At 68.4% G+C, this 24,796-nt stretch carries 22 protein-coding genes; 11 read left to right on the top strand and 11 right to left on the bottom strand.

Going from position 1 to position 24,796, the window contains the following annotated elements; genetic code table 11:
• The first annotated feature begins 50 nt into the window (after nucleotides 1-50).
• Together O3299_RS06355 and O3299_RS06350 are read left to right on the top strand one after the other, a co-directional pair.
• A complete protein-coding gene (locus O3299_RS06355; protein ID WP_305061811.1) occupies nucleotides 51-1,337 on the top strand; it encodes a putative O-glycosylation ligase, exosortase A system-associated in 1,287 nt (428 codons plus the stop codon).
• Nucleotides 1,334-2,269, top strand: coding sequence for a polysaccharide deacetylase family protein (locus O3299_RS06350; protein WP_305061810.1), 936 nt, complete (start codon nucleotides 1,334-1,336; stop codon nucleotides 2,267-2,269). Before O3299_RS06355 ends, O3299_RS06350 begins: the two co-directional genes overlap by 4 nt.
• On the opposite strand, the gene O3299_RS06345 is transcribed toward O3299_RS06350, so the two are convergent.
• From O3299_RS06345 to O3299_RS06335, 3 genes are read right to left on the bottom strand one after another with little or no spacing between them, the layout of a single operon-like run.
• Complete coding sequence (locus tag O3299_RS06345) at nucleotides 2,178-4,133, bottom strand: asparagine synthetase B (RefSeq protein ID WP_305061809.1); 1,956 nt, start codon at nucleotides 4,131-4,133, stop codon at nucleotides 2,178-2,180. The two genes, O3299_RS06350 and O3299_RS06345, sit on opposite strands and share 92 nt — an antisense overlap.
• Nucleotides 4,130-5,386: a pyridoxal-dependent decarboxylase, exosortase A system-associated gene (locus O3299_RS06340; RefSeq protein ID WP_305061808.1), complete on the bottom strand. Its 1,257-nt coding sequence runs from the start codon at nucleotides 5,384-5,386 to the stop codon at nucleotides 4,130-4,132. The genes O3299_RS06345 and O3299_RS06340 overlap by 4 nt, the downstream gene beginning before the upstream one ends.
• Complete coding sequence (locus O3299_RS06335) at nucleotides 5,383-7,002, bottom strand: acyl-CoA ligase (AMP-forming), exosortase A system-associated (protein ID WP_305061807.1); 1,620 nt, start codon at nucleotides 7,000-7,002, stop codon at nucleotides 5,383-5,385. Before O3299_RS06335 ends, O3299_RS06340 begins: the two co-directional genes overlap by 4 nt.
• A gap of 186 nt (nucleotides 7,003-7,188) precedes the next feature.
• Here O3299_RS06335 and O3299_RS06330 point away from each other — a divergent pair, with 186 nt between their 5' ends.
• From O3299_RS06330 to O3299_RS06305, 6 genes are read left to right on the top strand one after another with little or no spacing between them, the layout of a single operon-like run.
• A complete protein-coding gene (locus tag O3299_RS06330; RefSeq protein ID WP_305061806.1) occupies nucleotides 7,189-7,944 on the top strand; it encodes a GNAT family N-acetyltransferase in 756 nt (251 codons plus the stop codon).
• Nucleotides 7,923-8,168, top strand: coding sequence for an acyl carrier protein (locus O3299_RS06325; protein ID WP_099668090.1), 246 nt, complete (start codon nucleotides 7,923-7,925; stop codon nucleotides 8,166-8,168). Before O3299_RS06330 ends, O3299_RS06325 begins: the two co-directional genes overlap by 22 nt.
• Entirely contained in the window at nucleotides 8,165-9,025 is an 861-nt protein-coding gene (locus O3299_RS06320) for a hydrolase 2, exosortase A system-associated (RefSeq protein WP_305061805.1), read from the top strand. The genes O3299_RS06325 and O3299_RS06320 overlap by 4 nt, the downstream gene beginning before the upstream one ends.
• On the top strand, nucleotides 9,022-9,909 hold the full coding sequence (locus O3299_RS06315) for a hydrolase 1, exosortase A system-associated (RefSeq protein WP_305061804.1): 888 nt from the start codon (nucleotides 9,022-9,024) through the stop codon (nucleotides 9,907-9,909). The genes O3299_RS06320 and O3299_RS06315 overlap by 4 nt, the downstream gene beginning before the upstream one ends.
• Nucleotides 9,903-11,180 carry a glycosyltransferase gene (locus O3299_RS06310; protein ID WP_305061803.1) on the top strand — a complete coding sequence of 426 codons (1,278 nt, stop codon included), beginning with the start codon at nucleotides 9,903-9,905 and terminating at the stop codon, nucleotides 11,178-11,180. The genes O3299_RS06315 and O3299_RS06310 overlap by 7 nt, the downstream gene beginning before the upstream one ends.
• Complete coding sequence (locus O3299_RS06305; protein WP_289909814.1) at nucleotides 11,177-11,875, top strand: tetratricopeptide repeat protein; 699 nt, start codon at nucleotides 11,177-11,179, stop codon at nucleotides 11,873-11,875. Before O3299_RS06310 ends, O3299_RS06305 begins: the two co-directional genes overlap by 4 nt.
• Here the strand turns inward: O3299_RS06305 and O3299_RS06300 are convergent.
• From O3299_RS06300 to purT, 4 genes are read right to left on the bottom strand one after another with little or no spacing between them, the layout of a single operon-like run.
• The gene (locus tag O3299_RS06300) at nucleotides 11,862-12,605 is read right to left on the bottom strand and encodes a hypothetical protein (RefSeq protein ID WP_305061802.1); all 744 of its coding nucleotides are present in this window, start codon (nucleotides 12,603-12,605) and stop codon (nucleotides 11,862-11,864) included. The two genes, O3299_RS06305 and O3299_RS06300, sit on opposite strands and share 14 nt — an antisense overlap.
• Nucleotides 12,606-12,620: 15 nt before the next feature.
• Nucleotides 12,621-13,067, bottom strand: coding sequence for a DUF6678 family protein (locus O3299_RS06295; protein WP_305061801.1), 447 nt, complete (start codon nucleotides 13,065-13,067; stop codon nucleotides 12,621-12,623).
• Nucleotides 13,064-13,777, bottom strand: a complete 714-nt coding sequence (locus O3299_RS06290; RefSeq protein WP_305061800.1) for a DUF6058 family natural product biosynthesis protein — start codon at nucleotides 13,775-13,777, stop codon at nucleotides 13,064-13,066. Before O3299_RS06290 ends, O3299_RS06295 begins: the two co-directional genes overlap by 4 nt.
• A gap of 43 nt (nucleotides 13,778-13,820) precedes the next feature.
• Entirely contained in the window at nucleotides 13,821-15,053 is a 1,233-nt protein-coding gene (gene purT, locus O3299_RS06285) for a formate-dependent phosphoribosylglycinamide formyltransferase (RefSeq protein WP_305061799.1), read from the bottom strand.
• Between the two features lie 175 nt (nucleotides 15,054-15,228).
• Between purT and O3299_RS06280 the strand changes: the two genes are divergently transcribed.
• From O3299_RS06280 to O3299_RS06270, 3 genes are all read left to right on the top strand, one after another.
• On the top strand, nucleotides 15,229-15,735 hold the full coding sequence (locus O3299_RS06280) for a sigma-70 family RNA polymerase sigma factor (protein WP_289909806.1): 507 nt from the start codon (nucleotides 15,229-15,231) through the stop codon (nucleotides 15,733-15,735).
• Nucleotides 15,732-16,679 (top strand): FecR domain-containing protein, encoded by a 948-nt coding sequence (locus O3299_RS06275; protein WP_305061798.1) that lies wholly within the window; start codon nucleotides 15,732-15,734, stop codon nucleotides 16,677-16,679. Before O3299_RS06280 ends, O3299_RS06275 begins: the two co-directional genes overlap by 4 nt.
• Nucleotides 16,680-16,745: 66 nt before the next feature.
• Nucleotides 16,746-19,241, top strand: a complete 2,496-nt coding sequence (locus O3299_RS06270; protein ID WP_305061797.1) for a TonB-dependent siderophore receptor — start codon at nucleotides 16,746-16,748, stop codon at nucleotides 19,239-19,241.
• On the opposite strand, the gene O3299_RS06265 is transcribed toward O3299_RS06270, so the two are convergent.
• The 4 genes from O3299_RS06265 to O3299_RS06250 form a co-directional block, all read right to left on the bottom strand.
• On the bottom strand, nucleotides 19,238-19,735 hold the full coding sequence (locus tag O3299_RS06265; protein WP_369812256.1) for a VOC family protein: 498 nt from the start codon (nucleotides 19,733-19,735) through the stop codon (nucleotides 19,238-19,240). The genes O3299_RS06270 and O3299_RS06265 overlap by 4 nt on opposite strands.
• 67 nt (nucleotides 19,736-19,802) lie before the next feature.
• On the bottom strand, nucleotides 19,803-21,242 hold the full coding sequence (locus tag O3299_RS06260; protein ID WP_305061796.1) for a TolC family protein: 1,440 nt from the start codon (nucleotides 21,240-21,242) through the stop codon (nucleotides 19,803-19,805).
• Entirely contained in the window at nucleotides 21,232-22,575 is a 1,344-nt protein-coding gene (locus O3299_RS06255; RefSeq protein ID WP_305061795.1) for an HlyD family type I secretion periplasmic adaptor subunit, read from the bottom strand. The genes O3299_RS06260 and O3299_RS06255 overlap by 11 nt, the downstream gene beginning before the upstream one ends.
• Nucleotides 22,572-24,758 carry a type I secretion system permease/ATPase gene (locus tag O3299_RS06250; RefSeq protein ID WP_305061794.1) on the bottom strand — a complete coding sequence of 729 codons (2,187 nt, stop codon included), beginning with the start codon at nucleotides 24,756-24,758 and terminating at the stop codon, nucleotides 22,572-22,574. Before O3299_RS06250 ends, O3299_RS06255 begins: the two co-directional genes overlap by 4 nt.
• Nucleotides 24,759-24,796 lie beyond the last annotated feature (38 nt).

Here is a 24,796-nt window from a genome sequence, read left to right as displayed (position 1 = left end):
CAGGCATCAAGACCTTGACAAGCCGGGCAACACCAGGAGCGTCCCCCTTCATGCGCGACATATTGATCACCGTCATCATCCTGGGTTCGCTGCCCTTCATCCTGAAGGCGCCGGCCATCGGCGGCCTGATGTGGGTCTGGGTCAGCGTCATGAACCCGCACACGCAGGGCTGGGGTTTCGCCACCCACATGCCGTTCGCCTTCATCATCGCCATCGCCACCCTGCTGGGTCTGCTCATGACGCGCGAACCGAAGAACCTGCCGCTGACCCCCGTCAGCGTGCTGCTGCTGCTGTTCGTCGCGTGGATGAACGTGACGGCGCCGTTCGCCCTGCTGCCCCAGTCGTCGTGGGTGCAGTGGAACAAGGTCATGAAGATCATGCTGATGAGCTTTGTCGTGATGATGGTGATACGCTCGCGGCGCGACATCGTGCGCCTGGTCTGGGTGCTGGTGGGCTCGATCGGCTATTACGGCGTGAAAGGCGGCGTCTTTACCATCCGCAGCGGCGGCACGGAACGGGTGTGGGGGCCGGAAGACACGTTTATCGGCGACAACAACGCGCTGGCCCTGGCCCTGATCATCACCATCCCCCTCATGTATTACTTGCAGCAAAACACGGACCGGCGCTGGCTGCGCCACGGCTTGTCCGGGGCCATGCTGCTGTCGGCCCTCGCCGCGCTGGGCTCGTATTCGCGCGGCGGCTTGCTGGCCATTGCCGCCATGGGCCTGTTCATGTGGCTGAAAAGCGACCGCAAGCTGGTGCTGGGCGCGCTGCTCGCCGCGGTCACGCCGCTGTTGCTGGCCTTCATGCCCGAGCGCTGGGCCGAACGCATGGACACCATCAATACCTACCAGGACGACGAATCCGCCATGGGCCGCCTGAATGCGTGGCGCATGGCCTGGAACCTGGCGCGCGACCGCTTTTCCGGCGGCGGCTTCGACGTCTCCGACGCCGCCGTCTTCGCCCGCTATGCGCCGAACCCCATGGATGTGCACGCGGCGCACAGCATCTACTTCCAGGCGCTTGGCGAACACGGCTTTATCGGCTTGCTGATTTACTTGGCGCTGGGCATCGCCACCTGGCGCACGGCGGCCGCCATCATCCGCCGCACGCGGGGCAAGCCGGAATTGCGCTGGGCGCACGGCCTGGCCACCATGAGCCAGGCCAGCCTGATCGGCTTTGCCGTGGGCGGCGCCTTCCTCAGCCTGCTGTATTTCGACATGCCCTACTACCTGATGGCCGCCCTGATCGCCACGCGCATCGTCGTCGAACAGCAGGCGCCGGCCCCGACATTGCGCCAGGCCAAGCGCCGCACCGCCATCGCGGAGCAGCCATGACGGCCGCCTTGTCCATCCTGATCTACCACCGCGTGCTGGCGCGGCCCGACCCGCTGTTTCCCGGCGAAGTCGATGCGGCCCTGTTCCAGCGTCAGTTGCGCCTGATAAAGCGTTTCTATACGCCGCTGCCGCTGGGCGACGCCGTGCGGCGCCTGCAGGATGGCAGCCTGCCGCCGCGCGCCGCCTGCATCACCTTCGACGACGGCTATGCGGACAATGCGCAAATCGCCCTGCCGCTGCTGCTGCGCCACGGCTTGCATGCCACGTTCTTTATCGCCACGGGCTACCTGGACGGGGGACAGATGTGGAACGACACGGTGATCGACGCCGTGCGCCAGGCGCCAGGCGCCGTGCTGGACTTGCGCGCACAGGAATTGGGGACTTTCCCCGTCGCCACCCTGGCGCAGCGGCAGGCGGCCGTCGCCACCTTGCTGGGCCGGCTCAAATACCTGCCCTTTGCGCAGCGCCAGCGGCTGGCCATGCAGATCCGCCGCCAGGCGGGCGCCCAGGCAAGCGCGCCAGCCATGCTGAGCACGGCGCAACTGCGCCAGCTGCACGGGGCCGGCATGACGCTGGGCGGGCACACGGCCAGCCATCCGATTCTATCGACCCTGGCGGAGCGGGCAGCGCAGCTGGACATCGCGAATGGCAAGCAGCAGCTGGAAAGCCTGGTCCAGGCGCCCGTCACCCTGTTTGCCTATCCGAACGGCAAGGCCGGGCGCGATTATGGCGCGCCGCACGTGGCGATGGTCAAGCGCCTCGGTTTCCAGGCGGCCGTCGCGACGGACTGGGGCGTTGCGCGCCCCGGCGCGGATCTGGACCTGCTGCAGCTGCCCCGCTTTACGCCGTGGGATCGAGGACGGCTGGCGTTTCTGTGGCGCATGCGGCAAAACCGCCGGCAAGCGCACCCAGCGCGCCCGGATGCTGGCTGAGCCACTGTTCCAGCATCAGCAGCAGCCACACCATGGTGCCGTGATAGGCCGGGTGTTCCGCCAGCAAGCGCCCTTGCAGATCGTCGATGAAGGCGGGCCGCACGATGCCGCGCCCGCGCAGCTGGGTCAGGTTGTCGAAGGCAAACTCGCGCAGCGGCACGTGGCTGTGCAGCCACTGGCCGAACGGCAGGCCGAAGCCGTGCTTTTTCTTGCGCACGATGGCCGGCGGCAAGATCTCGGCCAGCGCCCGCTTGAAGAACGGCCGCAAATTTTGTCCGTCGAGCTTGTCCCGCGGCGCCAGGCGCGCGGCAAACGCCACCATCGCATCGTGCAGGAAGGGAAACGCCGCTTCCACGCCGGCCAGTTCGCACGCCTTGCGCACCTTGAACAAGTCGTTGTCGGCCAGGGTGAAGCGCATGTCCAGGGCCAGCAGCTCATTGATCTGGCTCAAGCCCTGGCCTTGCCGCTCCCAATACGCGCCATTCACGCAGCCAGGCGCCATGCCGGGGTCGATGGTGTCGATGAAGCCCGCTTCCAGCACCGTGCGGTAACCATGGCGCAGCAGCAAGTTGTAGCCGTCGAGGCGGGCCGGCAACGGCAAGCTGGCTTGCTCGATGTAGCGGCGCGCCTTGTCGCCCAGCCTCCACGGTTTGCCTGTCTGTTCACGGAACAGCAGCGGTTCGATGATGGCCTGGCGCAAGATGACGGGCAAGCGCTCGTACTGCGACAGCAGGGCCTGGTGCGCATAGCGCGCATTGCCGCCAAACAGTTCATCGCCGCCGTCGCCGCCCAGCAAGCGCGTCACGCCATCCTCGCGCGCCATCTGCGCGCAATAGTAAGCTGGAATGGCCGAGGCATTGCCGAAAGGCTGGTCGAAAATGGCCGCCATGGCGGGGATGGCGGCCAGCACGTCGCCTGGCGTCACATAGCGTTCGTGGTGCAGGCTGCCCGCATGGCTGGCCGCCAGGCGCGCATACGCCATTTCGTCATAGCCGGGAAAGTCGAAACCGATGGAATACGTGCGCGCAGGCCGGCCCGTCACCTGCCCCATGATGGCGGCCAGGGTGGAACTGTCCGTGCCCCCGCTGAGAAACGCCCCCGTGTCCGCCCCATCCGCCCCCAGGCTGCTTTCCACGGCCAGTCGCAGCAGGCGCAGGAATTCCTGCTTGTTGCTGGCGAAGGTGGCCCGCGTGCGCGCCGCCGGCTCCTGGAAGGCCAGCTGCCAATAGCTGCCCTTGCATTGCTTGCCGCCCCGCATATGCAGGTATTCGCCGGGCAGCAGGCGCTGCTGGCCCAGGTAAGCCGTGGCCGGGCCCGGCACCATGTGGAAGTACAGGTAGTGATACAGGGCCTGCGGATCGAGCGCGCCCCGCACGGACGGATGGGCCAGCAAAGCGTCCGCCGAGGAGGCAAAGAACAGGCCTTGCGCATTGCTCGCATAGCTGAGCGGATGCATGCCGGCGCGGTCCACGGCCAGCAAAGCCGAGCCGGAAAAGGCGTCGAGGATGGCCAGCGCGAAGGGTCCGGACAGGCTGGCGCAAGCCGCCACGCCCCGGCTCAGCCACAGGGAAGCGAGGCGGCACGCCACGTCGTCGGCCGAACCGTCGAGCTCGGGCCGGCCCCACAGGGCCACTTGCAAGCCATCTTGCTGATACACATGGCGGCTGCCGTCGATGGCGGCCACGGCCACGCCGCCCACTTCGCTCAAGCTGCTGGCCAGCGGCGCGCCATCGAAACGCGACAGGGGCGCCGCCATGCTTGCCAGCGCCGTGGCCGCGCTGGGCGCGTTGGGTGCGGCGCCATCGGACGCCGTGCCGTGCGCCACCGCGCCAGGCGCGGCCAGCCAACCGCACAGGCCGCTCATACGAGCACCTCGGCCGGCAGCGGATGGCCGAGAAAGGCCGTCGGGCTGGCCGTCAAGCCGTACGCGCCCGACTGGAACACCACCACCAGGTCGCCTTCCTCGGCGCGCGCCATCTCCATTTGATCGGCCAGCAAGTCCAGCGGCGTGCACAGCGGCCCCACGACGGACGCCACTTCGCGCGGCCCGCCCAGCAGCCGGTTGCCGATGGCGACCGGATAATTCTTGCGGATCAGCTGGCCAAAATTGCCGGACGCGGCCAGGTGATGGTGCAAGCCGCCATCCGTCACGAGAAATACCTGTCCATGCGACACCTTGCGCTCAAGCACCTTGCACACATACACGCCCGCCTCGGCCACCAGATAGCGGCCCAGTTCCAGGTTCAGGCGCGCGCCGGGCGCTTCCTGGGCCAGGATGGCGAGCTGCCGCTGCAAGCCTTCGGCCACGGGCGCCAGGTCCAGCGCCAGGTCGCCGGGAAAATACGGCACGCCGAAGCCGCCGCCGATATTCAGGGTGCGCAAGGGCGACGGCGCGCTGTCGGCCAGTTGCAGGGCCAGTTGCACGCTGAGCGCCTGCGCCTCGGCCAAGGCTGGCGCCGACAGGCTTTGCGAACCCGCGTACAGGTGGAAGCCGTGAAAATCCAGTCCCAACTGGCCGATGCGGCCCAGCAGCGCCGGCACCAGGGCCGCATCGACGCCGAACGGCTGCGCCCCGCCGCCCATGCGCATGCCCGTGCGGCGCAAGGCGAAATCGGGATTCACGCGCACGGCCACCCTGGCAGTCAGGCCCAGCCGTTCGCTGGCCAGCGCCAGGCGTTCCAGCTGGGCGCCCGATTCCACGTTGACCAGCACGCCAGCGGCCACGGCCCGCGCCAGTTCCCCATCGCTCTTGCCCGGTCCCGCAAAACTGATGCGTTCGGCCGGCATGGGCGTATCGAGCGCGGTGGCCAGTTCGCCGCCGGACGCCACGTCGATGCCGTCGACCAGCCCCGCCAGCGACTGCACCACGGCCGGCATGGGGTTGGCCTTCATGGCGTAATGCACGTGCACGCCGGCGGGCAAGGCGGCGCGCAAATCCGCCACGCGCCGCGCGATGTGCGCCCGCTCATAGGCATAGAACGGCGTGCTGCCCACCCGCTGGGCCAGCCGGCGCAGGGAAACACCGCCGATCTGCAGCATGTCGTTTTCCACTGCGAACTGGCGCAGCGGTTGGTGCGATGGCAATTCCGTATTGTTCGAGCGTATCAAGTCCTTCATGCCGCATCTCCTGATTGGACCGCATATGCATGCGCCAGTTCCCTGGCCAGCAAGGGGCGGTCGATCTTGCCGTTCGGATTGCGCGGCAACACGCCGTCGCGGATATCCACCCACAGCGGCACCATATAGCTGGGCAGGCGCGCGCGGCAGGCGGCCAGCACGCTGTCGCGCAGCAAGACGACGCCCGGCGCGGGCGTGACGAGCAAGGCGATGGCCTGGCCCAGCACGGCATGGGGCAAGCCCAGCGCGGCCGCCTCGCCCACCAGTCCGCTCGCATACACGACTTCCTCGATCTCGGCCGGGCTGACCCGGTAGCCGGAGGTCTTGATCATGTCATCGCTGCGGCCCACGAAATACAGGTAGCCGTCCGCATCGCGGCGCACCGTGTCGCCAGACCAGACGGCCAGTTCCGGCAGCACCAGGCCGCTCGTCTGGGGCGGCAGCGGCTTGAAGCGCTCGGCCGTGCGCGCCGCATCGTTCCAGTAGCCGAGCGCCACCAGCGCGCCGCGGTGCACGAGTTCGCCCGGCTCGTCCGTGTCGCACGCGCTGCCGTCCGGGCGCAGCACCAGCACTTCCGCGTTGGGGATCGCTTGCCCGATGGAATCGGGGCGCCGCTCCAGCTGTTCCGGCGCCAGATAGGTGGAGCGGAACGCTTCCGTCAAGCCATACATCAGGTACACCTGCACGCGCGGCAGCGACTGGCGCAGCCGGTCGAGCGTGGCGCGCTGCATCACGCCGCCCGAATTGGTGATGTAGCGCAAGGGCGTGGACAAGGGCCAGCTCAGCTGCGACAGCTGCACCCACAGGGGCGGCACGGCGGCCAGTCCCGTGATGGCTTCCTGCTCCACGGCTTCGACGATATCGCGCAGCAGCAGATAATTCATCAGCACGGCGCAGGCGCCGCTGGCAAACGCCGTCGTCAGCTGGCTCAGGCCGTAATCAAAACTGAGCGGCAAGACGCACAGGATGCGGTCTTGCGGCGTATTGCGCAAATAGCCCGACACGCTGAGCGCGCCCGCCAGCATGTTGCGGTGCGACAGCACCACGCCTTTCGGCCGCCCCGTGCTGCCCGAGGTATATAGAATGGCGGCCATGTCCGCGTCGATCGCCGCATGCGGCCGGGGCGCGGACGCGCCGGCGGGCACGTTGGCGGGCACATTTGCGGAAACGACGGTCCACGCCAGCACGCGCACCTTGCCCAGGCGCGATTCCGGCAGCGCTTCGCCCGTCAGCAGCACCGTGCGCAAGTCCGGGCAGCCGGCCAGCGCAGGGCCCAGCTGCGCCAGGCGTTCGCGCGACGTGACGAGGATATCCACGTTGCAATCGGCCAGGATATACGCCACCTGCTCCGGCCTGAGCAGCGGGTTGACGGGCACGAACACGCCGCCGGCCGCCGCCGCGCCAAACATGGCGCTGACGTTTTCCGGGCGTTTTTCCAGGTACACGGCCACGCGCGCGCCACGCTGCAAGCCCAGGGCCAGCAGGGTGCAGGCCGCCTTGCGCACGGATTGCGCCAGCGCGGCATAGTGCATTTCTTCTCCCTGCCACGACAGGGCCGGCGCCTGCGGCGCGCGCTGCGCCGTTTCAAAGATCAGATCGTGTATCAGTGTCGCCATCGTGTCATCCCCGGGTTGCCATGATTGCCATGCATTCCCCTATGATTCAGACAAACGGCCACAGCGGTCTTGATTTTGATCAATTAACAGTTTCAGCAACACAGCTTGAGCCGGCGCAAGACCGCCGCTGGCCGCTGCGCTCTAATGGACAGCGTTGGCTGCATAGCCGCCCCATCCATTACCGCCATGGCCCTGTCCCCGCAATTTCCCCTGCTGCAACGACTGGCCGCCAGCCTCGATCAACTGGGCTGGCGCGACAGCGCCTGGCTGGCCGTGGCGCGCTTGCTGGCGATGGCGCCGGGCGGACGCTTCACCCTGTACCGCTATCAATTCGTCGCGCAGGCCGTGGCGCCCGGCTCGCTGTGCCGCGGGCGCGGCCAGTCGATCAAGGTGACGCCCTGCCTGGCGGAAGCGGACTTGCCGCCCGGTCCAGAGCGCCGGCCCGGCGCGTTGCGCGAGCGCTACCGGCAAGGCGCGCAATGCCTGGTGGCGCGCGACGCGTCGGGCATGCTGGGCTGGATCTGGCTGCTGCGCCACGGCTGCCAGGAAGACGAGGTGCGCGCCCGCTATGCGCTGGCGTCGCAGCAGTCGTCGTGGGACCTGGACGTGTGGGTGCACCCCGAACGGCGCGGCGGCCTCGTCTTCGCGCGCCTGTGGGAAGAAGCCAACGCCGTGCTGCACGCGCAGGGCGTGCGCTGGACGTGCAGCCGCATCTCGCGCTTCAACCGCGCCTCGCTGGGCGCCCATGCGCGCCTGGGCACGCACGCGCTGGGCACTGCCACCTTTCTTCGCTGCGGGCGCTGGCAAGCGATGGCCGCCAGCCTGCCGCCGTATCTGCACCTGTCGCGCCGTCCCGACGATATTCCCTGCCTGGCCTTCGATACGTCTTCCCTGCCGCACTACCCTTCCCTGGAGCTGACATGCCGCATCTTGAAGCAGTAAAGCACATCCTCGACACGACGCTGGGCTTGAACGGGCGCGTGCTGGAAGCCCACACGCCGCTGCTGGGCAGCGTGCCGGAACTCGACTCGATGGCCGTGATCGGCGTGATCGCCGCGCTGGAAGACCATTTCGGCATCGCGGTCGCCGACGACGACATCCATGCGCGCCACTTCGCCACCGTGGGCACCCTGCACGATTTCGTGTTTGCAAAGCTGCGAGCATGAACCGCGCCGCCCTCGACGCCCTGCCGCTGCTGCCCTTCTTCCTGCCCGCCAGCGGCGGCCAGCGCTACTGCCTGCTGCACCTGCCGCCGCCGGGCCAGGCCGCGCGCGGCGGCATCCTCTACGTGCATCCGTTCGCGGAAGAGCTGAACAAGAGCCGCCACGTGGCCGCCGCGCAGGCGCGCGCCTTCGCCGCGGCCGGCTACAGCGTGCTGCAGATCGACCTGTTCGGCTGCGGCGACAGCAGCGGCGACTTTGGCGAAGCGCGCTGGGACATCTGGCACAACGACCTGCACCTGGCTTGCGCGTGGCTGGCGCAGCGCGTCGACGGCCCGTTGAGCGTATGGGGCTTGCGCCTGGGCGCCCTGCTGGCCCTCGATTTCGCCAGCCGCGCGCCGCTGCCCCTGGCGCGCTTGCTGCTGTGGCAACCGGAACTCGACGGGCGGCGCAGCATCGACCGCTTCCTGCGCCTGCGCCTGGCGTCCCACATGCTGGCCGGGGCCTCGCAGGAAGCGCCCGGCCAGGCGCGCGCCGCGCTGGCGGAAGATGAACCTGTGGAAGTGGCCGGCTACCTGCTGGCGCCCGAACTGGCGCAGGCCATCGACGGTGTCAACGCGTCGACGCTGCTGCCTTGCGTGCCCGTCTACTGGCTCGATTACCGCGCGGCGGAGCAAAAGGACGCCTGGTCGCCGCCGCTGCTGGCGCGGCAATGGCGCAAACGCGGCGCCGCCGTGCACGTGGCCAGCTTCGATGACGGCCCGTTCTGGCACAGCGGCGAGCTGCTCGCGTGCCCGCAACTGCTGTACGCCACGCGGGAACTGTGCCGCGACTGGCTCGACGAGGAAAGGTCCCCGCCATGAAGCGCGACGACAGCCGGCAGCACCCCGCGGCGCACGCCGTGCGCGAACTGGCCCTGCGCTTTCGCAGCGCAGCCGAAGACGAGGAGGCGCAGGCGCGCCTGGCCGGCATCCTCAGCCTGCCCGACGCGCCTGGCCCGCGCGGCGTCCTGATCGTCACGGGCGGGCCGCAGTACCGGATCGGCAGCCACCGCCAGTTCGTCTTGCTGGCGCGCGCGCTGGCCGCGCAAGGCTGGCCCGTGCTGCGCTTCGACTTGCGCGGCATGGGCGACAGCGAGGGCGGCGCGCGCGATTACCGCGCCGCCGGTCCCGACATCGCCGGGGCGCTGGCGCAATTCTTCGACGCCGTGCCGGCCTTGCGCGAAGTGGCGCTGTGGGGCTTGTGCGACGGCGCCACGGCCGCCGCCTGCCATGCGCCGCGCGACGCGCGCGTCAAGGCGCTGGTCTTGCTCAACCCGTGGGTGCGCAGCAGCGCCGGCCTGGCGCGCGCCACCTTGCGCCATTACTATTTGGCGCGCCTGCTGCAAGGCGATTTCTGGCGCAAGCTGGCCAAAGGCGGATTGCGGCTGGGCGCCAGCCTGGCGTCGCTGCGCCAGGTGGCGGCCGCCACGCGGGCAGCGCCAACGGGGGAAGACGACGCGCCCGCACCGGCCCTGCTGCGGGCGCTGGCGCAATTCCAGGGCAAGGTCTTGCTGATCATCAGCGGCGACGACCTGGGCGCGCGCGAGTGGCAAGCGCTGCTCGATGGCGACGCGGCGTGGCGCGCCGTGGCCGCCCGCGCGCAATGGACGCAGGCGCAGGTCGACGGCGCCAACCACACGTTTGCCAGCGCCGCCTGGCGCGGCGCGGTCGAACAGCTGTGCGCACGGTGGCTGCAGTCATGGTAACGGCCCGACCGAAACGGGTGCTGATGGTCGCCTACCATTTTCCGCCGCTGGCCGGCGGCAGCGGCATCCTGCGCACCCTGGGCTTTGCGCGCCATTTGCCCGACTGCGGCTGGCAGCCGCTCGTGCTCAGCCCCAGCGCCAGCGCGTATGCGCAACGGGGCGATACGCAGCTGGCGCAGGCCGCCACGCAAGCCACCGTGCGGCGCACCCTGGCGCTGGACGCGGCGCGCCATTTCGCCGTCGCTGGGCGCTATCCGCGCTGCCTGGCGCTGCCAGACCGCTGGAGTTCCTGGTGGCTGAGCGCCGTGCCGGCCGGCCTGCGCATGATCCGCGCCTACCGTCCCGACGCCATCTGGTCGACATACCCGATCGCCACGGCGCATTTGATCGCGCTGACCCTGCAAAAACTCAGCGGCCTGCCGTGGATCGCCGACCAGCGCGACCCGATGCTGGACGACAGCGACCCGCAGGCGCCGTATCCGCCCGAGCCGCGCCTGCACCGCATGCATGCGTGGATCGAACAGCGCATCGCGGCGCGCAGCGCGGCCATCGTCTGCACCACGCCGGGCGCCATCGCGGCGCACCAGCGGCGCCTGGCGCAGGTGGCGCGCGAGCGTTTCCACCTGATCGAGAACGGTTACGATGAAGACGGTTATGCGCATGACGGCGGCCATGAGCGCGCGGGCCGGCGCGGCCGCTTCCTGCTGCTGCACAGCGGCGTGATCTACCCGTCCGAGCGCGATCCGCAAGCGCTGTTCGAGGCCCTGGCCCGGCTGCGCCGCGACGGCGTGCTGCATGCGCGCAATTTCCAGCTGGTGCTGCGCGCCACGGGCCACGATGCGTGGCTGGCGGGCCTGCTGGCGAAATACGCCATCCTCGACCTGGTGCGCCTGGAACCCTTGCAACCGCACGGCGCGGCGCTGCAGGAAATGCAGGCCGCGGACGGCTTGCTGCTGCTGCAGGCGGCCAATTGCAACGGGCAGATTCCCGCCAAGCTGTATGAATACCTGCGCTGCCGCCGGCCCATCCTCGCGCTGACCGACGCGGCGGGCGACAGCGCGGCCAAGCTGCGCCACTGCGGCATCGACACCATCGGCCAGCTGGCCGCCAGCGGCGATTGCGCGCGCGCCCTGCTGCGCTTCCTGGAACTGGCGCGCCAAGGCCAGGCGCCGCTGGCCAGCCCCGCCGCCATCGCCCTGCAATCGCGGCAAGCCCGCAGCAACGCCCTGGCCGCCTTGCTGGACCAGGTCAGTCACAGGAGCCCGACATGAAGCATCGCCTGCTTGCCTGCACCCTCGCCGCCTGCTGCGCCCATGCCGGCGCGGCCGAATGCCCGCCCTACGTCAAACACACGCCGGGCGGCGACTACACGAGCGAGGAAGACCGTTCCGGCCTGTCCGTGGTCGAGAAATTCCATTTTTCGCGCGCCGTGGAAACGCTCACGCAAGGCATGACGACCAGCCTGGGCGGCGACATCAGCTACACGCTCGAGCACTTCCCGAATCACCACCGGGCGCTGGCGTCGATGGCAAAACTCGGCTTGCGGCTGAAAAGCGCGCAACCCGTCGGCGCCCGCTACACGGTCAACTGCTACTTCGAACGGGCGATCGCCTTCGCGCCGCACGACGTGACGGCGCGCATGGTGTATGGCAGCTACCTGCTGGCCACGGGACAGGACGCGGCGGCGCTGGAACAGCTGGACGCTGCCAGCCGCCTGGCGCCCGACCAGGCCACCATCCAGTACAACCTGGGCTTGATGTACGTGAAAAAGAAGGAGTACGACAAGGCCAGCGCGCACGCGCAAAAAGCCTACGCGCTGGGCTTTCCCTTGCCGGGCCTGAAGAACAAGCTGAAGGCGGCGGGCAAGTGGAAAGAACCGCCGCCGGCCGTCATGGAAGCCAAGGAAGCAGCGACGGCAGCGACAGAACCGGCCGTGCCGCCGGTCGAACAGCCTAGCGGGGAATGACGGCGGGCCGCCCGGCCACGCTCGCATGTCCGGTCGGCGACGCGGCCAGCGCGGCGGCCAGGTCGCGCCGCGACTGCGCCTTGTCGGCGGCATTGCCGATGTGCGCCAGTTCCGCCGGCTGCAGCACGGTGGCGGTGAGCAGCATCACTTCGCCGTACGGCGTGTCGAAGGATGGGGGAATGGTGGCCACGCCCTGGGCCAGCAGCACGCCCACCTGTTCGTTTTCGTCTTCCAGTCCCTTGGGCGCATCCTGCACGTCCAGCACCATCGACACGCTGCCGTGGCGCTGCACCAGCAAATCGATGGAACCGTGGTCGGCCACGTTCTGGCTGACCTGGTAAATCACGTCGAACAGCCACGATTGCGCCACTTCCTGGTCGTCGAAGGCGGACAGCGGCGCTTCGATGCACACTTCCAGCAGGTGGCCGCGCGGGACGAACACGTCGTCGTCATCCTCGAACGGATCGCTCAAGCCATCGCTGGCGAGAATGATCGACTCGGCGCGGCGGATCACGCGCCACGCCTGGCGCAACGATGGCCAGCGCGGGCCTCCCATGAAGGCGGGATTGACGAGGGGCGCTAGCACGTCGGCATCTACAGTGCCCAGGGTGGCGTAAAACGCGTCGCGCGCGGCGCAGGCCGCAGCCAGCATCCGCGCGCCCGCTTCCTTGCCGACGACGGCGTCGTCCGGTTGCGCTACCTGGGGAATATCGTGTTCGTTTTGAGACATGGGAATACTCTTGAATTAGTCGGCAGGTGGAAAGTCTTGGTAATTGCGGGGCAGATAACCCCAGATGCGCGCCACCCGGTCGCGCACCTCGAAATCGAAGCCGATGCGTGCCAGTTCCGGCACGATCCACACGCCATGGTCGATGATTTTCTTGGGCAGCAGCATGCCCACGTGTTCTTCCGAGTACAGGCTGATGTCGAACCATTCCACGCCCATGAACGGGAACGGCGGGTGGTAATCCCATTCCGTATCCCAGCGCGACACGTAGCCGGTGACGGAGCCGTAGCGGTAAGACGGCGCCCAATCGGGCTGCCCGCGCATGAAGGCCAGCAACGCGTTCCACTTGCAGTCGTTGGCGGCGCCGGCCAGGTTGCGCCGCGCGATGTGGCCGCGCAGCTTGCGCTTGACGTCGTCGCCGCCCGCATCGGCCTGCGGCAGGCCGTGCGTCGCTGATGCCGTCATGCGGGCGTCTCCTGCGCGTCGCTCACGCGGAGGTTCGCCCGCAAATCCTCGACCAGGCGCTTGCGGCTGCTCAAGGCGTATTCGATGGGCGAAAAAGGCATGGCGGCCGTGGCATAGGCATCGATCAGCGCATGCATCTGCTGCGCCTGCGCTAGCGAGAACAGCGTCTTGCTGCCATTCCCGCTTTGCTGCGCGAGCTTTTCCTGCAACACTTCCTTCCAGGCGATGTGCGCCTCGGACATGGGATTGGCCACGCACAGGGAAAACGTGCCGTTCAAGAAATACGTCCAGGCGCTGTCGGTGCGGGCGCGCAAGCCCTCCGCGATCGGCGCGCCCCTGTCGTCGAAACTGTCGCGCAGGCGCCAGGTCGTCAGGTTCAGGGTCGCCAGCGCGGCCCCGTAACGCGACGCAAATTGCGCCTGCAGGCGCGCTTGCGCCGTTTCCGCATCGCCGGCAACAGCTTCACGCGCCACGGCGATCCAGGCCAGCTGGGATGGCGGAAAATAGCGGCCGGCCCTGGACCCGGGCGCCGCCATGGCGCCAAAGACGAACGAGCACAGATTGCCACTGGCATCGACCACGTATGCCGGCGCGGGAACCAGGCGGGCCTGGATCAGGGCGTCGATTTCTTCCATGGTCATGGCGGCGGCGGCCGCCAGCTGCCTCTCGTCCAGATAGTGCTGCGCGAGATAATGATCGAGTTCCGTCATGCGCCGGCTTCCATGTTGATGACTGTTGTATCGGCCAACACGCTTACGGCGCCACCGGCTTGACCTTGGACGCGGCCAGCACGGCGCGCGCGCGGGCCGTGTCGATGTCGTCGGCCGTGGCCAGCGCCACGCCCATGCGGCGGCGGGCGAACGATTCCGGCTTGCCGAACAGGCGCAAGTCCGCGCCCGGCACGCTCAAGGCGTCGGCCACGCCTTCGAAGGCGATGCCTTTCGCTTCCAGCTGGCCGTAGATGACGGCCGAGGCGCCGGGCGAACGCAGCGCCACGTTGACGGGCAAGCCGAGGATGGCTTTCGCGTGCAGCTCGAATTCGCTCTGCACCTGGCTGGCCATGGTGACCATGCCCGTGTCGTGCGGACGGGGGCTCACTTCCGAGAACCACACCATGTCATCCTTGACGAACAGCTCCACGCCGAACAGGCCCAGGCCGCCCAGGTTGTCCGTCACCTTGCGCGCGATCTCGCGCGCGCGTTCGAGGGCCAGCGGCGCCATGCGGGCCGGCTGCCACGATTCCACGTAGTCGCCGTGCACCTGCAGGTGGCCGATCGGCTCGCAAAACTGCGTCTCGACCTGCCCCGAAGCACCCACGGCGCGCACCGTCAGCAGGGTGATTTCGTAATCGAAGTCGATGAAACCCTCGACGATGACCCGGCCCGTATCGACCCGGCTGCCGCTGGCCGCATACGCCCACGCCGCGTCCACCTCGGCGGCGCCATCGAGCTTGGACTGGCCCTTGCCCGACGACGACATCACGGGTTTCACCACGCACGGGAAGCCGATTTCCCGGCAGGCATCCTGCAACTCCTGCAGGCTGCTGGCGAAGCGGTACGGCGACGTCGCCACGCCCAGGGTTTCGGCGGCCAGGGTGCGGATGCCTTCGCGGTTCATCGTCAGCACGGCCGCGCGCGCGTTCGGAATGCACGTGATTTGCCCGGCCGCTTCCAGCGCCGCCAGGGTATCGGTGGCGATGGCTTCGATTTCCGGCACGATCAGATCCGGCTTTTCCAGGGCTATCAAGGCGGCCAGCGCCACGCCGTCGCTCATGTCGATCACGTGCGAGCGGTGCGCCACCGGATGGCCCGGCGCGTCCGGATAGCGGTCGACGGCGATCACTTCCACGCCCAGGCGCTGCAGCGAGATGATCACTTCCTTGCCCAGCTCACCGGAACCGAGCAGCATGACTTTGATGGCGGTGGGCGACAGCGGTGTGCCGAAGGTGCGGGGCGCGATGGTGCTGCTGGTGGTGCTAGTGGTCATGGCAGGGTCTGTAGGCGGATGGAAAGATGGCTGGGACTATAACAAATGCCGGCCCGCTTGGACAGGGTGCGCCAACCGTGCAGGCGCTGGCGGCGGCACTTGCCAGCGCCCGCAGTCAATGCAATAATTGAGAATGATTCTCAATTAACTATCGCCGACCATCGTCCCAGCCGCCATGAACCCTGCCGCACCGCCCGACCTTGCCACCCTGTACCGCGCCCACCACGGCTGGCTGCAGGGCTGGCTGCGGCATAAGCTGGGCTGCGGCGCCGATGCGGCCGACGTGGCGCACGACACCTTCCTGCGCCTGCTGCAGCGGCGCGAACGGCCGCAGCCGGCCCTGCGCGAACCGCGCGCCTACCTGACGCGCATCGCGCAAGGCCTGGTGATCGACCATTACCGGCGCCGCGACGTGGAATACGCCTACCTGCAGGCGCTGGCCGCCCTGCCCGAACAGACGGCGCCGTCGCCCGAAACGCGGTTGCTGATCATCGACACCCTGGTGCGCCTCGATACGGCGCTCGATGCCCTCAAGCCGCGCGCCAGGCAGGCCTTTTTGCTGGCCCAGCTGGACGGCTTGACGGGTCCCGCCATCGCCGCCAGGCTCGAAGTCTCGCTGGCCACCGTCGAGCGCGACCTGGCCAGCGCCTGGCGCGCCTGCTACCGCGTGTATTTCCAGTGACGGCCGCCTTGCAGGATGACCCCGTCGAACAAGCGATCGCCTGGGCCGTGCGCCTGCAGATGCACGGCGCCACGCCGGACGCCCTGCAGTCGCTGCAGCGCTGGCGCGATGCCGATCCCGGCCACGAACAGGCGTGGCAGCGCCTGGCCGCCATCGGCCATCAATTCTCGGGCTTGCCGCCGGAAGCGAGCCGCGCCACCCTCGACGCCAGCCTGGCGCGCCGCCGCCAGCGCCGCCAGGCCTTGAAAGTGCTGGCCGGCATCGGCTTTGCCGGCACGGCCGCCTGGTTCGCCATCGACACGCAGGCCGACTATCGCACGGGCACGGGGCAACGCCTGGCCGCGCGCCTGCCGGACGGCAGCTTGCTGCACCTGAATGCGGGAACGGCCGTCAGGCTGCGCTTTGACGGCAAGCAACGGCTGCTGACCTTGCTGCATGGCGAGCTGGCCGTCACCACGCAAGCCGACCCGCAGCGCCGGCCGTTTCTCGTCGACACGGGCGAAGCGCGCATGCTGGCGCTGGGCACGCGCTTCACGGTGCGCCGTCTCGGCGGCGCCGACGGCATGCTGACGCGCCTTGCCGTACAGGAACACGCGGTGCAGCTGCAGGCAGGTACAGGCGTGGCCAGTCCCGTGCTGGTGCGCGCCGGCGACAGCGTCGTGACGGATGGCGCGCGCACCTGGCGCGAGCCGGTCCATGACGATCCGGCCGCCTGGCTCGACGGCGTGATTGCCGCGCGCGACATGCCCCTGGGCCAGCTGGTGACCGAACTGGCGCGCCACCGGCACGGCTTGCTGCTGTGCGACGCCGATATCGCCAGCTTGCCCGTCTCCGGCGTCTTCCAGCTGGACGACCCCGAGCGGGCCCTGCGCGTGCTGCTGCAGACGCAGCCCATCGTGGCCGTGTACCGCACGCGCTTCTGGGTCACGCTGAAAAAAGCGTAAAAAAGATGAGGGGATCGGGCTGGCCGCACGGCATACAGCTTGATACCCCCCAACTTGATAGCGATTATGAACCACTCTTTCCTGCCCCGCCCCCAGCCATTCCCCCCGCTTCCCGCGCGATTTCCAGCCCGTTCCCGCCTGGCCGGCGCCGTCGCCAGCGCCCTGCTGCTGCTCGGCGCGCCGCCCGTCCTGGCCCAGCACAATCCGCCGCAGGCCAGCAGCGCCAGCGCCACGTACACCCTGCAGATCGCCGCCGGCCCGCTCGATGCGGCGCTGGAACAGCTGGCGCGCAAGGCGGGCCTGACGCTCACCTACCAGGCGGCCGAGGTGCGCGGCTTGCGCACGGCCGGCCTGGCCGGCAATTACAGCGCGGCGGCCGGCCTCGATGCGCTGCTGGCCGGCAGCGGCCTGGCGGCGCTGCGGCTGGCGCCCAACGATTTCGTCCTGCGCCCCCTGCCCAGGTCGGCGAACGCGGCGGCCGATGGCGCGCAGCAACTGGCCGAAATCACGGTCACGGCCGGCGGCGAGCCGGCGCTGGAAACGGAAGGCAGCGGCGCCTATGCGGCGGCGCTGGCCGGCACGGCCACGCGTTTTACCCTGTCGCCGCGCGAAACGCCGCAATCGCTGACCGTCATCACGCGCCAGCAGATGGATGACCAGGGCGTCCTGAGCCTGGCCGACGTGCTGCAGCAGACGCCGGGCGTGACCGTTTCGCACGACGATACGGAGCGCTATAACTACTATGCGCGCGGCTTCAGCCTGAACAGCTTCCAGTATGACGGCGTGCCCACCTTCGATTTCAGCACCAATTCGAACGGCCTGGGCATCCGCGACATGGCCATCTACGACCGGGTGGAAGTGGTGCGCGGCGCGAATGGCCTGATGAGCGGCGCCGGCAGCCCGGCCGGCGCCGTCAACCTGGTGCGCAAGAAACCCACGCGCCAGTTCCAGGCGTATGCGCAGGCGGGCATCGGCAGCTGGGACCGCTACCGCGCGGAAGCCGATGTCTCCGGCCCCTTGAATGCGGACGGTTCCGTGCGCGCGCGCCTGGTGGCCGCGCACCAGCAGCACGGCTCCTACATCGACTATTACCAGCAGGACAAGAGCGTGGTGTACGGCGTCATCGAGGCCGATGTGACGCCGCGCACGCGCGTGCTGGCCGGCATCGATTACCAGAAAATCGATTCGAAGGGGTCGTCGTTCGGCCAGAATCCCCTGTTTTACGCCGATGGCAGCCGCACGCGGTTCGCGCGCGCCTTCAACCCCGCCGCGCGCTGGACGGACGCGGGCAGCGCCAGCACGCGCGTGTTCGCCGCCGCCGAGCACCTGTTCGACAACGGCTGGCAAGTCAAGGCGGAAGCGAGCCACTGGAAAGGCGATACGGACCAGTTGCAGGCGAACATCATCAGCTGGGGACCGTATCCAAACCCGGCCACGGGCCTGGCCACCGTGCAGCGCGGCGCGAAAACCTATGTCATCGACAGCAATTCGCTCGATGCATATGCGACGGGACCATTCCAGTGGCTGGGCCGCCAGCATGAACTGGTGCTGGGCGTCAACGCCAGTCACCGCACGTCCGACTACCTGGCGTATGGCGGCGGCAATGTGGAAATCGATTACCGCCACTGGAACAACAACGTGCCGCTGCCGGCGAGCATGGCCGTCAGCCTGACGCAAAAATACAGCTTCAAGGAGTATGCGGCGTACGGCGCGGCCCGCTTCAAGCCGGCCGATGACCTGTCGCTGATCGTCGGCAGCCGCCTGAACAGCTACGAGCGCACGGGCGCCCTGATCTACGGCTGGGGCGGCACGGGCCGCGACGACGCGAAGGAAAAACACCGGCTGGTGCCGTATGCGGGCGCCGTCTACGACTTGAACGGCACGTATTCCGCGTATCTCAGCTATGCCAGCATCTTCGAGCCGCAATCGGTCAGCGACGCGAATGCCAGGGCGCTGCCGCCCACCACGGGGAAATCCTGGGAAAGCGGCATCAAGGGCGAGTTTTTCGAGCGCAAGCTGAACGCCAGCGTGGCCATCTTTCACATCCAGCAAGACAACCTGGCCGATTACGTGGGCACGGACGCCAACGAACGGGAAGTCTACCGGCCCATCGACGGCACCACCACGCGCGGCGTGGAGCTGGAAGTGGCGGGCCAGTTGTTGCCGGGCTGGCAAGTGCAGGCGGGCGCGACGTTCAGCCGCCCGCGCGACAAGGATGGCCAGCGCATCGATACGACGCGCCCCGAACGCAGCGTCAAGCTGGCGACCAGCTACCGCCTGGGCGGCGACTGGCGCCGCTTGAGCGTGGGCGGCAATATCAACTGGCAAGGCCGGACCTATTACCACACCGTCCTGACGGGCGACGTGCCGGCGCGCGCCGACGAAGGCAGCTTTGGCGTGGCGGGACTGATGGCGCGCTACGAGTTCGGCAAGGGGCTCAGCGCCGTGCTGAATATCAATAATGTCTTCGACAAGCGTTACTACAGTGGCTATGGCCTGTACGGCAGCGGCTACTATGGCGACCCGCGCAACGCGCAGCTGACCTTGCGGGCCAGCTTCTAACCGGCGTACGCCCGCTTGATCTCGTCAATGTCGATCTTTTTCATGCCCATCATGGCCTTCATCACCCGTCCGGCCTTGACGGGATCGGGATCGGTCAGCAGCTTGATCATGAGGGTGGGCACGATTTGCCAGGACACGCCGAACTGATCCTTGAGCCAGCTGCATTGCTGCGCTTCCGGCGGCCCCCCTTCGGACAGCAGGCGCCAGTAATGGTCGACCTCGTCCTGGGTTTCGCAGTTGACCTGGAACGAGATCGCCTCGGAAAACTGGAACAAAGGGCCGCCATTCAAGCCCGTGAACGTCTGGCCGTCCAGCTCGAAGGCCACCGTCAGCACGCTGCCCGGCTCCTGGCCGTGGATTTCCCTGCCCTCTTCGCCGTAGCGCAGGATCTGGCCGATCTTTGAATTGGGAAAGATGCCCGTATAAAACCGGGCCGCCGCCTCGGCGTTGCCGTTGAACCATAAACATGGGGTAATCTTTTGTACGCTGTGCATGATGTCTCCCTTGGCCGAAGTAGAAACACCTTCCCTGTGCGGGAAGGCCAGTGCTCCATCATAGTCACTATCGCGCCGTCGAGGCGCGCAATTTGCCGCCGCCTGTGCCGCCGCTTGCGCCCCCGTCTTGCGCGATATCGGCGCGTCCCAGCATGCCGGCGCTGGCCAGCAGGCGCAGCCGGGCCGAGCGCCATTCCGCCTGGCAACGAATGCGTTCCTGCTGCGCTTCCAGCAGCGCCGACTGCGTATTGAGCATTTCCAGGATGTCCGCCGCGCCCAGGACGAACTTGCGCTGCACGCTGGCCAGCGCGTCCTGCGCCGCGTCCAGCCACGTCTGCGCCGCGGCCAGGTTGGCCAGGGCCGTGCTCGCCTCCGCATGCGTCCTGACCAGGTCCATCAGGGTCTGCTGCTGTACTTCCTGCGCCTCCGCTTCCCTTTGCTCGGCCTGCGCCTGCGCGCCGCGCACCTTGTAGTGGCGCGCAAAACCGTCGAACAGGGGGATGTTGAGCGAGATGCCCACCAGCGTTTCGCGCGTGGAAGCGGGCGACAAGCCCTGGTTGGGGCGGCCGTTCTGGTACAGATTCGCCGTCAGGTCGATGCTGGGCCGGCCTTCCGAACGGGCCACGGCCACCCGCTCGCGCGCGGCCGCCAGCTGCGCCTGCGCCGCCACGATGGCCGGATGCCGTTCCCTGGCCAGCGCCAGCCAGGCGCTCAAGTCGTCGCGCAAGCCCCCGTTCAAGCCCGCCCCTGCGCCATCCCCGTCGTCGTCCACGAGCACCGCCGTGTCGGCCGGCAAGCCCAGCGTGTACACCAGCACGGCGCGGGCCTTGCGCTCGTCGCCGTCGGCGCGGCTGGCGCCCAGGGCCGCCTTGGCTAGCGCGCTCGTCGCCTGCAGGGTGTCGCTGTGCGAGCCCAGGCCCCGCTGCGCGCGCCGCTGCGTCGCCTGCACCGTTTCCCGAGCCAGCGCCTCGTACGCCTGCCGCATCTGCACGCTGGCGCGCGCCGTCTGCGCGTCGAAATACGCGCTGACCGTCGCCGCCAGGGTCTTTTGCAGCACGGCGTCGCGGTTGGCCAGGGCCGCATCGAGCAAGGCCTGGGCCGAACGCTGGCCCGCCGCGCGGCCACCAAAGTCGAACAGACGCCAGGACAGGCTGAGCGAACCCGTATTGCTGTCCAAGCTGCTGGAAGCCGTTCTGGCGCCGGGATAGGCCGTGCGGTCATGCACGCGGCTCAGGCTGCCATTCAGGGTGGGCAGATAGGCGGCCCTCGCCTCGCCCACGCCGGCCGCCTGCAGCCGGATGCCGGCCCAGGCGCCGTGCACCTGCGCGTTGCGGCACAGGGCCAGGTCGACGGCCGCCGGCAAGCTCAGCGGCACGCTCAATGGTACCTCGGCCTCCCAGCTGGACGGACATGGCGCGGTATTGAACTCCATCGGCTGTTGCGCCTGCGCGGGCAAGGCTCCCAGCAAGGCGGCGGCCAACAAGGCGGCGCGGCATCTAGCGTTCATGCAGCGCCTCCTTCTGGTGCTGCACCAGCGGCGAGAGCACGTATTCGATCACCCGTCGCGTGCCCGTACGGATTTCCGCGCGCACGGCCATGCCGGCCGACAGCGGCACCAATCTGCCGTCGATGACGATGGCCGGCTGCTGCAGCGTGATCCTGACGGCATAGACGAGGCCCTTCTTCTCATCCTCGATGGCGTCGCGCGACACGCTGCTGACGACGGCGGGCACGGTGCCATACTTTGTGTAGTCGAAGGCGTCGACCTTGATGGCGACCGCCTGCCCTTCCTGCACGAAGCCGGCGTCGCGGTTTTCCAGCATGGCGTCGATTTCCAGCCTGCCCTGGCGCGGCACGATCTGCATCAGCGCCTGCGCGGCCGGCACCACGCCGCCCACCGTGTGCAGCTTGAGCTGCTGCACCGTGCCGTCGACGGGGGCCGTCAAGCGCAGCAGGCTGCCGCGGGCGCCGGCGCGGCGCGCATCCTGGCCGCTGGCGGCCGCCACCCTGGCCCCTTCCGCCAGCGCGTCGTACGCATCCTTGCGCGTCTGCGCGACCAGGGCCGCCCGTTCGCTGCGGGCCGACGCCAGCTGGCCGGCCAGGTCGATGCGCGCCTGCTCCTTTTCCAGCCACGCGTGTTCGGCCACGTCGCGCGTGGCCGCCAGCGCCCGGTAGTCGCCGGCGCGCTGCACCGCCAGCGGCAGCGCCTGCGCATAGCGGGCGATTTCGCCGTCGAAATGGGCCAGCCTGGCGCGGAAACTCGCGTACTGGCCGTCCACATGCGCTTGCGCGGCGGCGACGTCGGCGGCGGAAGCCTCCGCGGGCGGCGCCAGCTTCGGCGCGCGCACGGCGTCGACGGCGGCGATCAGCGCGCGCGAGCGGGCCATTTGCAGCGCGGCCGCCACGGCGTCGCCGGCAGCCTTGTCGCGCTCCGCGTCGGGGCCGCGGCTGTCGAGCTCCACCAGCAGCTCGCCCGCTGCGACGGCTTGTCCCTCCCGCACGTGCAGGGCGCGCACGGCGGCCACGTCGACGGAAGCGATGGTCTTGGTATTGCCGGAGGGAATGATCTTGCCCGCCGCATTGACGATGATGTCGACCTTGCCGAAGACGGCCCACAGCACCACGCAGCCGACGAGCAGCATCAGCACGCGCGCCGTGAAGCGCAGCGACGGCGACACGGGCCGCTCCTGCAGCGCCAGCGCGGCCGGCAGGAAGGCTGCCTCGTCCTCGCTCAGCACGGGGCCGCCCAGGGTGGCGCGGCTGCGCCAGCTGTGCCGCAGCACCTGGCCATAGCGGGCCAGCAGTTCGCCATACGCGGCCAGGCGGTGGCCGGCGCTCATGCGGCGCTCCCGGTCGTTCCCTGCTGCAAGCCGTACAGGTGGGCATAGATGCCGTTCGGCCTGGCCAGCAGCGCCTTATGCGTGCCCAGTTCGGCCACCTGGCCCCGCTCCATGACGACGATACGGTGCGCCTCGCGCACGGCCGACAGGCGGTGCGCGATGATCAGCACGGTGCGCCCCGCGCAGATGCCGCGCATATTGTCCTGGATGATTTTTTCCGACTCGTAGTCGAGCGCGCTTGTCGCCTCGTCGAAAATCAGGATGCGGGGATTGCCGACGAGGGCGCGGGCGATGGCGATGCGCTGGCGCTGGCCGCCCGACAGGCCCGTGCCGTGCTCGCCCACCATGGTGTCGTAGCCTTCTGGCAACTCGCAGATAAAATCGTGGGCGCCTGCCAGTTTCGCCACGGCAATGACGGCGTCGATGGGCAGCGCCGGGTCGCTCAGCGCGATATTGTCGCGCACGGAACGGTTGAACAGGATGTTTTCCTGCAACACCACGCCGATCTGGCGCCGCAGCGAGGCCGTGTCGATGACGGCGATATCCTGCCCGTCGATCAGCACCCTGCCCCGTTCGGGGATGTACAGGCGCTGCGCCAGCCGCGTCAGGGTGCTCTTGCCGGAGCCGGAACGCCCGACGATGCCGATCACTTCGCCGGGCGCGATGACGATCGACACGTCGCGCAGCACCTCGGCCGCGTCGGGCCGGTAGCGGAAACCCACCTGCTGGAATTCGATGGCGCCCGCGATACGCGGCATGCGCGCCTTCTGACTGCCGCCCAGGCCGCCGGATTCCGTGCGGGCATTCAGGATATCGCCCAGCCGGCTCATGGAAATGCCCACTTGCTGGAAATCGTTCCACAGCTGCGCCAGGCGCAGGATGGGCGAAGCCACCTGCCCCGCCAGCATATTGAAGGCCACCAGCTCGCCCACCGTCATCTTTCCGTCGATGACGAGGGTGGCGCCCCACCACATGATGGCGGCCGTCACCAGCTTGCTGACGAGGGTGACGCCGCCGCTGGCCAGCATGCCGATGTTGTTCGCCGACAAGCCCGCCGACACGTAGCCGGCCAGCTGCTTTTCCCACTGCTGCTGCCAGCGGGGCTCGACGGCCATGGCCTTGACCGTGTCGACGCCGCTGATCGTTTCGACCAGGAAAGACTGGTTTTCCGCGCTGCGGTTGAATTTGTCGTTCAAGCGCCCCCGCAGCACGGGCGTGAGCAGCATCGACAGGGCCGCATACACGGGAATCGAAGCCAGCACGATCACGCTCAGCGCGGCGCTGTACCACAGCATGGCGGCGATGAAGATGAAAGAAAACAGCACGTCGAGCACCAGGGTCATGGCGTTGCCGGTAAGAAAGGAGCGTATGCTTTCCAGTTCATGGATGCGGGCCACGGAATCGCCCACGCGGCGGGCCTGGAAATACGCGATCGGCAAGGCCAGCAGGTGGCGGAACAGGCGCGCGCCCAGTTCCACGTCGATCTTGCTGCTGGTGCGCGCAAAGACATAGGTGCGTATCTGGCCCAGCACGGCCTCGAAGACGATGGCGCAGACGAGGCCGATGGCCACCACGTTCAGGGTCTGCATGGCGTGGTTGACCAGCACCTTGTCCATCACCACCTGGAAAAACAGGGGCGTGGCCAGGCCGATCAGCTGCAGCGCGAAGGAAATCAGCAATACTTCGCCCAGCAGCCGGCGGTATTTGACGATGGCGGGGATGAACCAGCTGAAGTCGAAGCGGGCCGTCTCGCCCGCGTAGCTGGCCTTGCTGGTGAAAAAGATCAGTTCGCCCGACCAGATGGCGAGGAAATCGTCGCGGCCCAGGATTTGCGGCGGCTGGCCCGGATGCTGGACGAGCACCTTGCTCACGCCGCCGTCGCCCGTGTCGACCTTGCCGAGGACAAAGAAACTGCCGTCGTGGCCGATGGCGATGGCCGGCAGCGGCGCCTGCGCCAGCCGTTCAGGCGCTTGCTGCACCAGCTTGGCCGTCAAACCCAGCTGTTTTGCGGCCAGCAGGACGGTTTGCCGCGTGAACACGGACTGGCCGAATGCGTGCTTGAGCTGGGCGCCGTCGGCAGCGATGCCATGCAGGCTGGCCATCAGCAGCAGCGACAGCAAGCCCGTGTCGGGCGCGGCAGGTTCCAGGGGGGACGTATCGTGGCGATATGAAAATGCGGTCATCGGATCATGTCAGAAATTCAATGGCGCAGCCAGGCCGG

It is taken from the genome of Janthinobacterium sp. SUN176 (assembly GCF_030587335.1).
GTDB lineage: Bacteria > Pseudomonadota > Gammaproteobacteria > Burkholderiales > Burkholderiaceae_D > Janthinobacterium > Janthinobacterium kumbetense.
Note: the sequence above shows the minus strand (reverse complement) of the source record. Positions and strands in the feature narration are given on the sequence as shown.

What these genes read in the sequence shown, in the direction of transcription:
- O3299_RS06325 (WP_099668090.1), top strand. Translation starts at nt 7,923, where the DNA reads ATGCCGCATCTTGAAGCAGTAAAGCACATCCTCGACACGACGCTGGGC.
- O3299_RS06310 (WP_305061803.1), top strand. Translation starts at nt 9,903, where the DNA reads ATGGTAACGGCCCGACCGAAACGGGTGCTGATGGTCGCCTACCATTTT.
- O3299_RS06270 (WP_305061797.1), top strand. Translation starts at nt 16,746, where the DNA reads ATGAACCACTCTTTCCTGCCCCGCCCCCAGCCATTCCCCCCGCTTCCC.
- O3299_RS06290 (WP_305061800.1), bottom strand. Translation starts at nt 13,777, where the DNA reads ATGACGGAACTCGATCATTATCTCGCGCAGCACTATCTGGACGAGAGG.
- O3299_RS06350 (WP_305061810.1), top strand. Translation starts at nt 1,334, where the DNA reads ATGACGGCCGCCTTGTCCATCCTGATCTACCACCGCGTGCTGGCGCGG.
- O3299_RS06355 (WP_305061811.1), top strand. Translation starts at nt 51, where the DNA reads ATGCGCGACATATTGATCACCGTCATCATCCTGGGTTCGCTGCCCTTC.
- O3299_RS06315 (WP_305061804.1), top strand. Translation starts at nt 9,022, where the DNA reads ATGAAGCGCGACGACAGCCGGCAGCACCCCGCGGCGCACGCCGTGCGC.
- O3299_RS06335 (WP_305061807.1), bottom strand. Translation starts at nt 7,002, where the DNA reads ATGGCGACACTGATACACGATCTGATCTTTGAAACGGCGCAGCGCGCG.
- purT (WP_305061799.1), bottom strand. Translation starts at nt 15,053, where the DNA reads ATGACCACTAGCACCACCAGCAGCACCATCGCGCCCCGCACCTTCGGC.
- O3299_RS06250 (WP_305061794.1), bottom strand. Translation starts at nt 24,758, where the DNA reads ATGACCGCATTTTCATATCGCCACGATACGTCCCCCCTGGAACCTGCC.
- O3299_RS06255 (WP_305061795.1), bottom strand. Translation starts at nt 22,575, where the DNA reads ATGAGCGCCGGCCACCGCCTGGCCGCGTATGGCGAACTGCTGGCCCGC.
- O3299_RS06280 (WP_289909806.1), top strand. Translation starts at nt 15,229, where the DNA reads ATGAACCCTGCCGCACCGCCCGACCTTGCCACCCTGTACCGCGCCCAC.
- O3299_RS06305 (WP_289909814.1), top strand. Translation starts at nt 11,177, where the DNA reads ATGAAGCATCGCCTGCTTGCCTGCACCCTCGCCGCCTGCTGCGCCCAT.
- O3299_RS06345 (WP_305061809.1), bottom strand. Translation starts at nt 4,133, where the DNA reads ATGAGCGGCCTGTGCGGTTGGCTGGCCGCGCCTGGCGCGGTGGCGCAC.
- O3299_RS06260 (WP_305061796.1), bottom strand. Translation starts at nt 21,242, where the DNA reads ATGAACGCTAGATGCCGCGCCGCCTTGTTGGCCGCCGCCTTGCTGGGA.
- O3299_RS06320 (WP_305061805.1), top strand. Translation starts at nt 8,165, where the DNA reads ATGAACCGCGCCGCCCTCGACGCCCTGCCGCTGCTGCCCTTCTTCCTG.
- O3299_RS06300 (WP_305061802.1), bottom strand. Translation starts at nt 12,605, where the DNA reads ATGTCTCAAAACGAACACGATATTCCCCAGGTAGCGCAACCGGACGAC.
- O3299_RS06330 (WP_305061806.1), top strand. Translation starts at nt 7,189, where the DNA reads ATGGCCCTGTCCCCGCAATTTCCCCTGCTGCAACGACTGGCCGCCAGC.
- O3299_RS06265 (WP_369812256.1), bottom strand. Translation starts at nt 19,735, where the DNA reads ATGCACAGCGTACAAAAGATTACCCCATGTTTATGGTTCAACGGCAAC.
- O3299_RS06340 (WP_305061808.1), bottom strand. Translation starts at nt 5,386, where the DNA reads ATGAAGGACTTGATACGCTCGAACAATACGGAATTGCCATCGCACCAA.
- O3299_RS06295 (WP_305061801.1), bottom strand. Translation starts at nt 13,067, where the DNA reads ATGACGGCATCAGCGACGCACGGCCTGCCGCAGGCCGATGCGGGCGGC.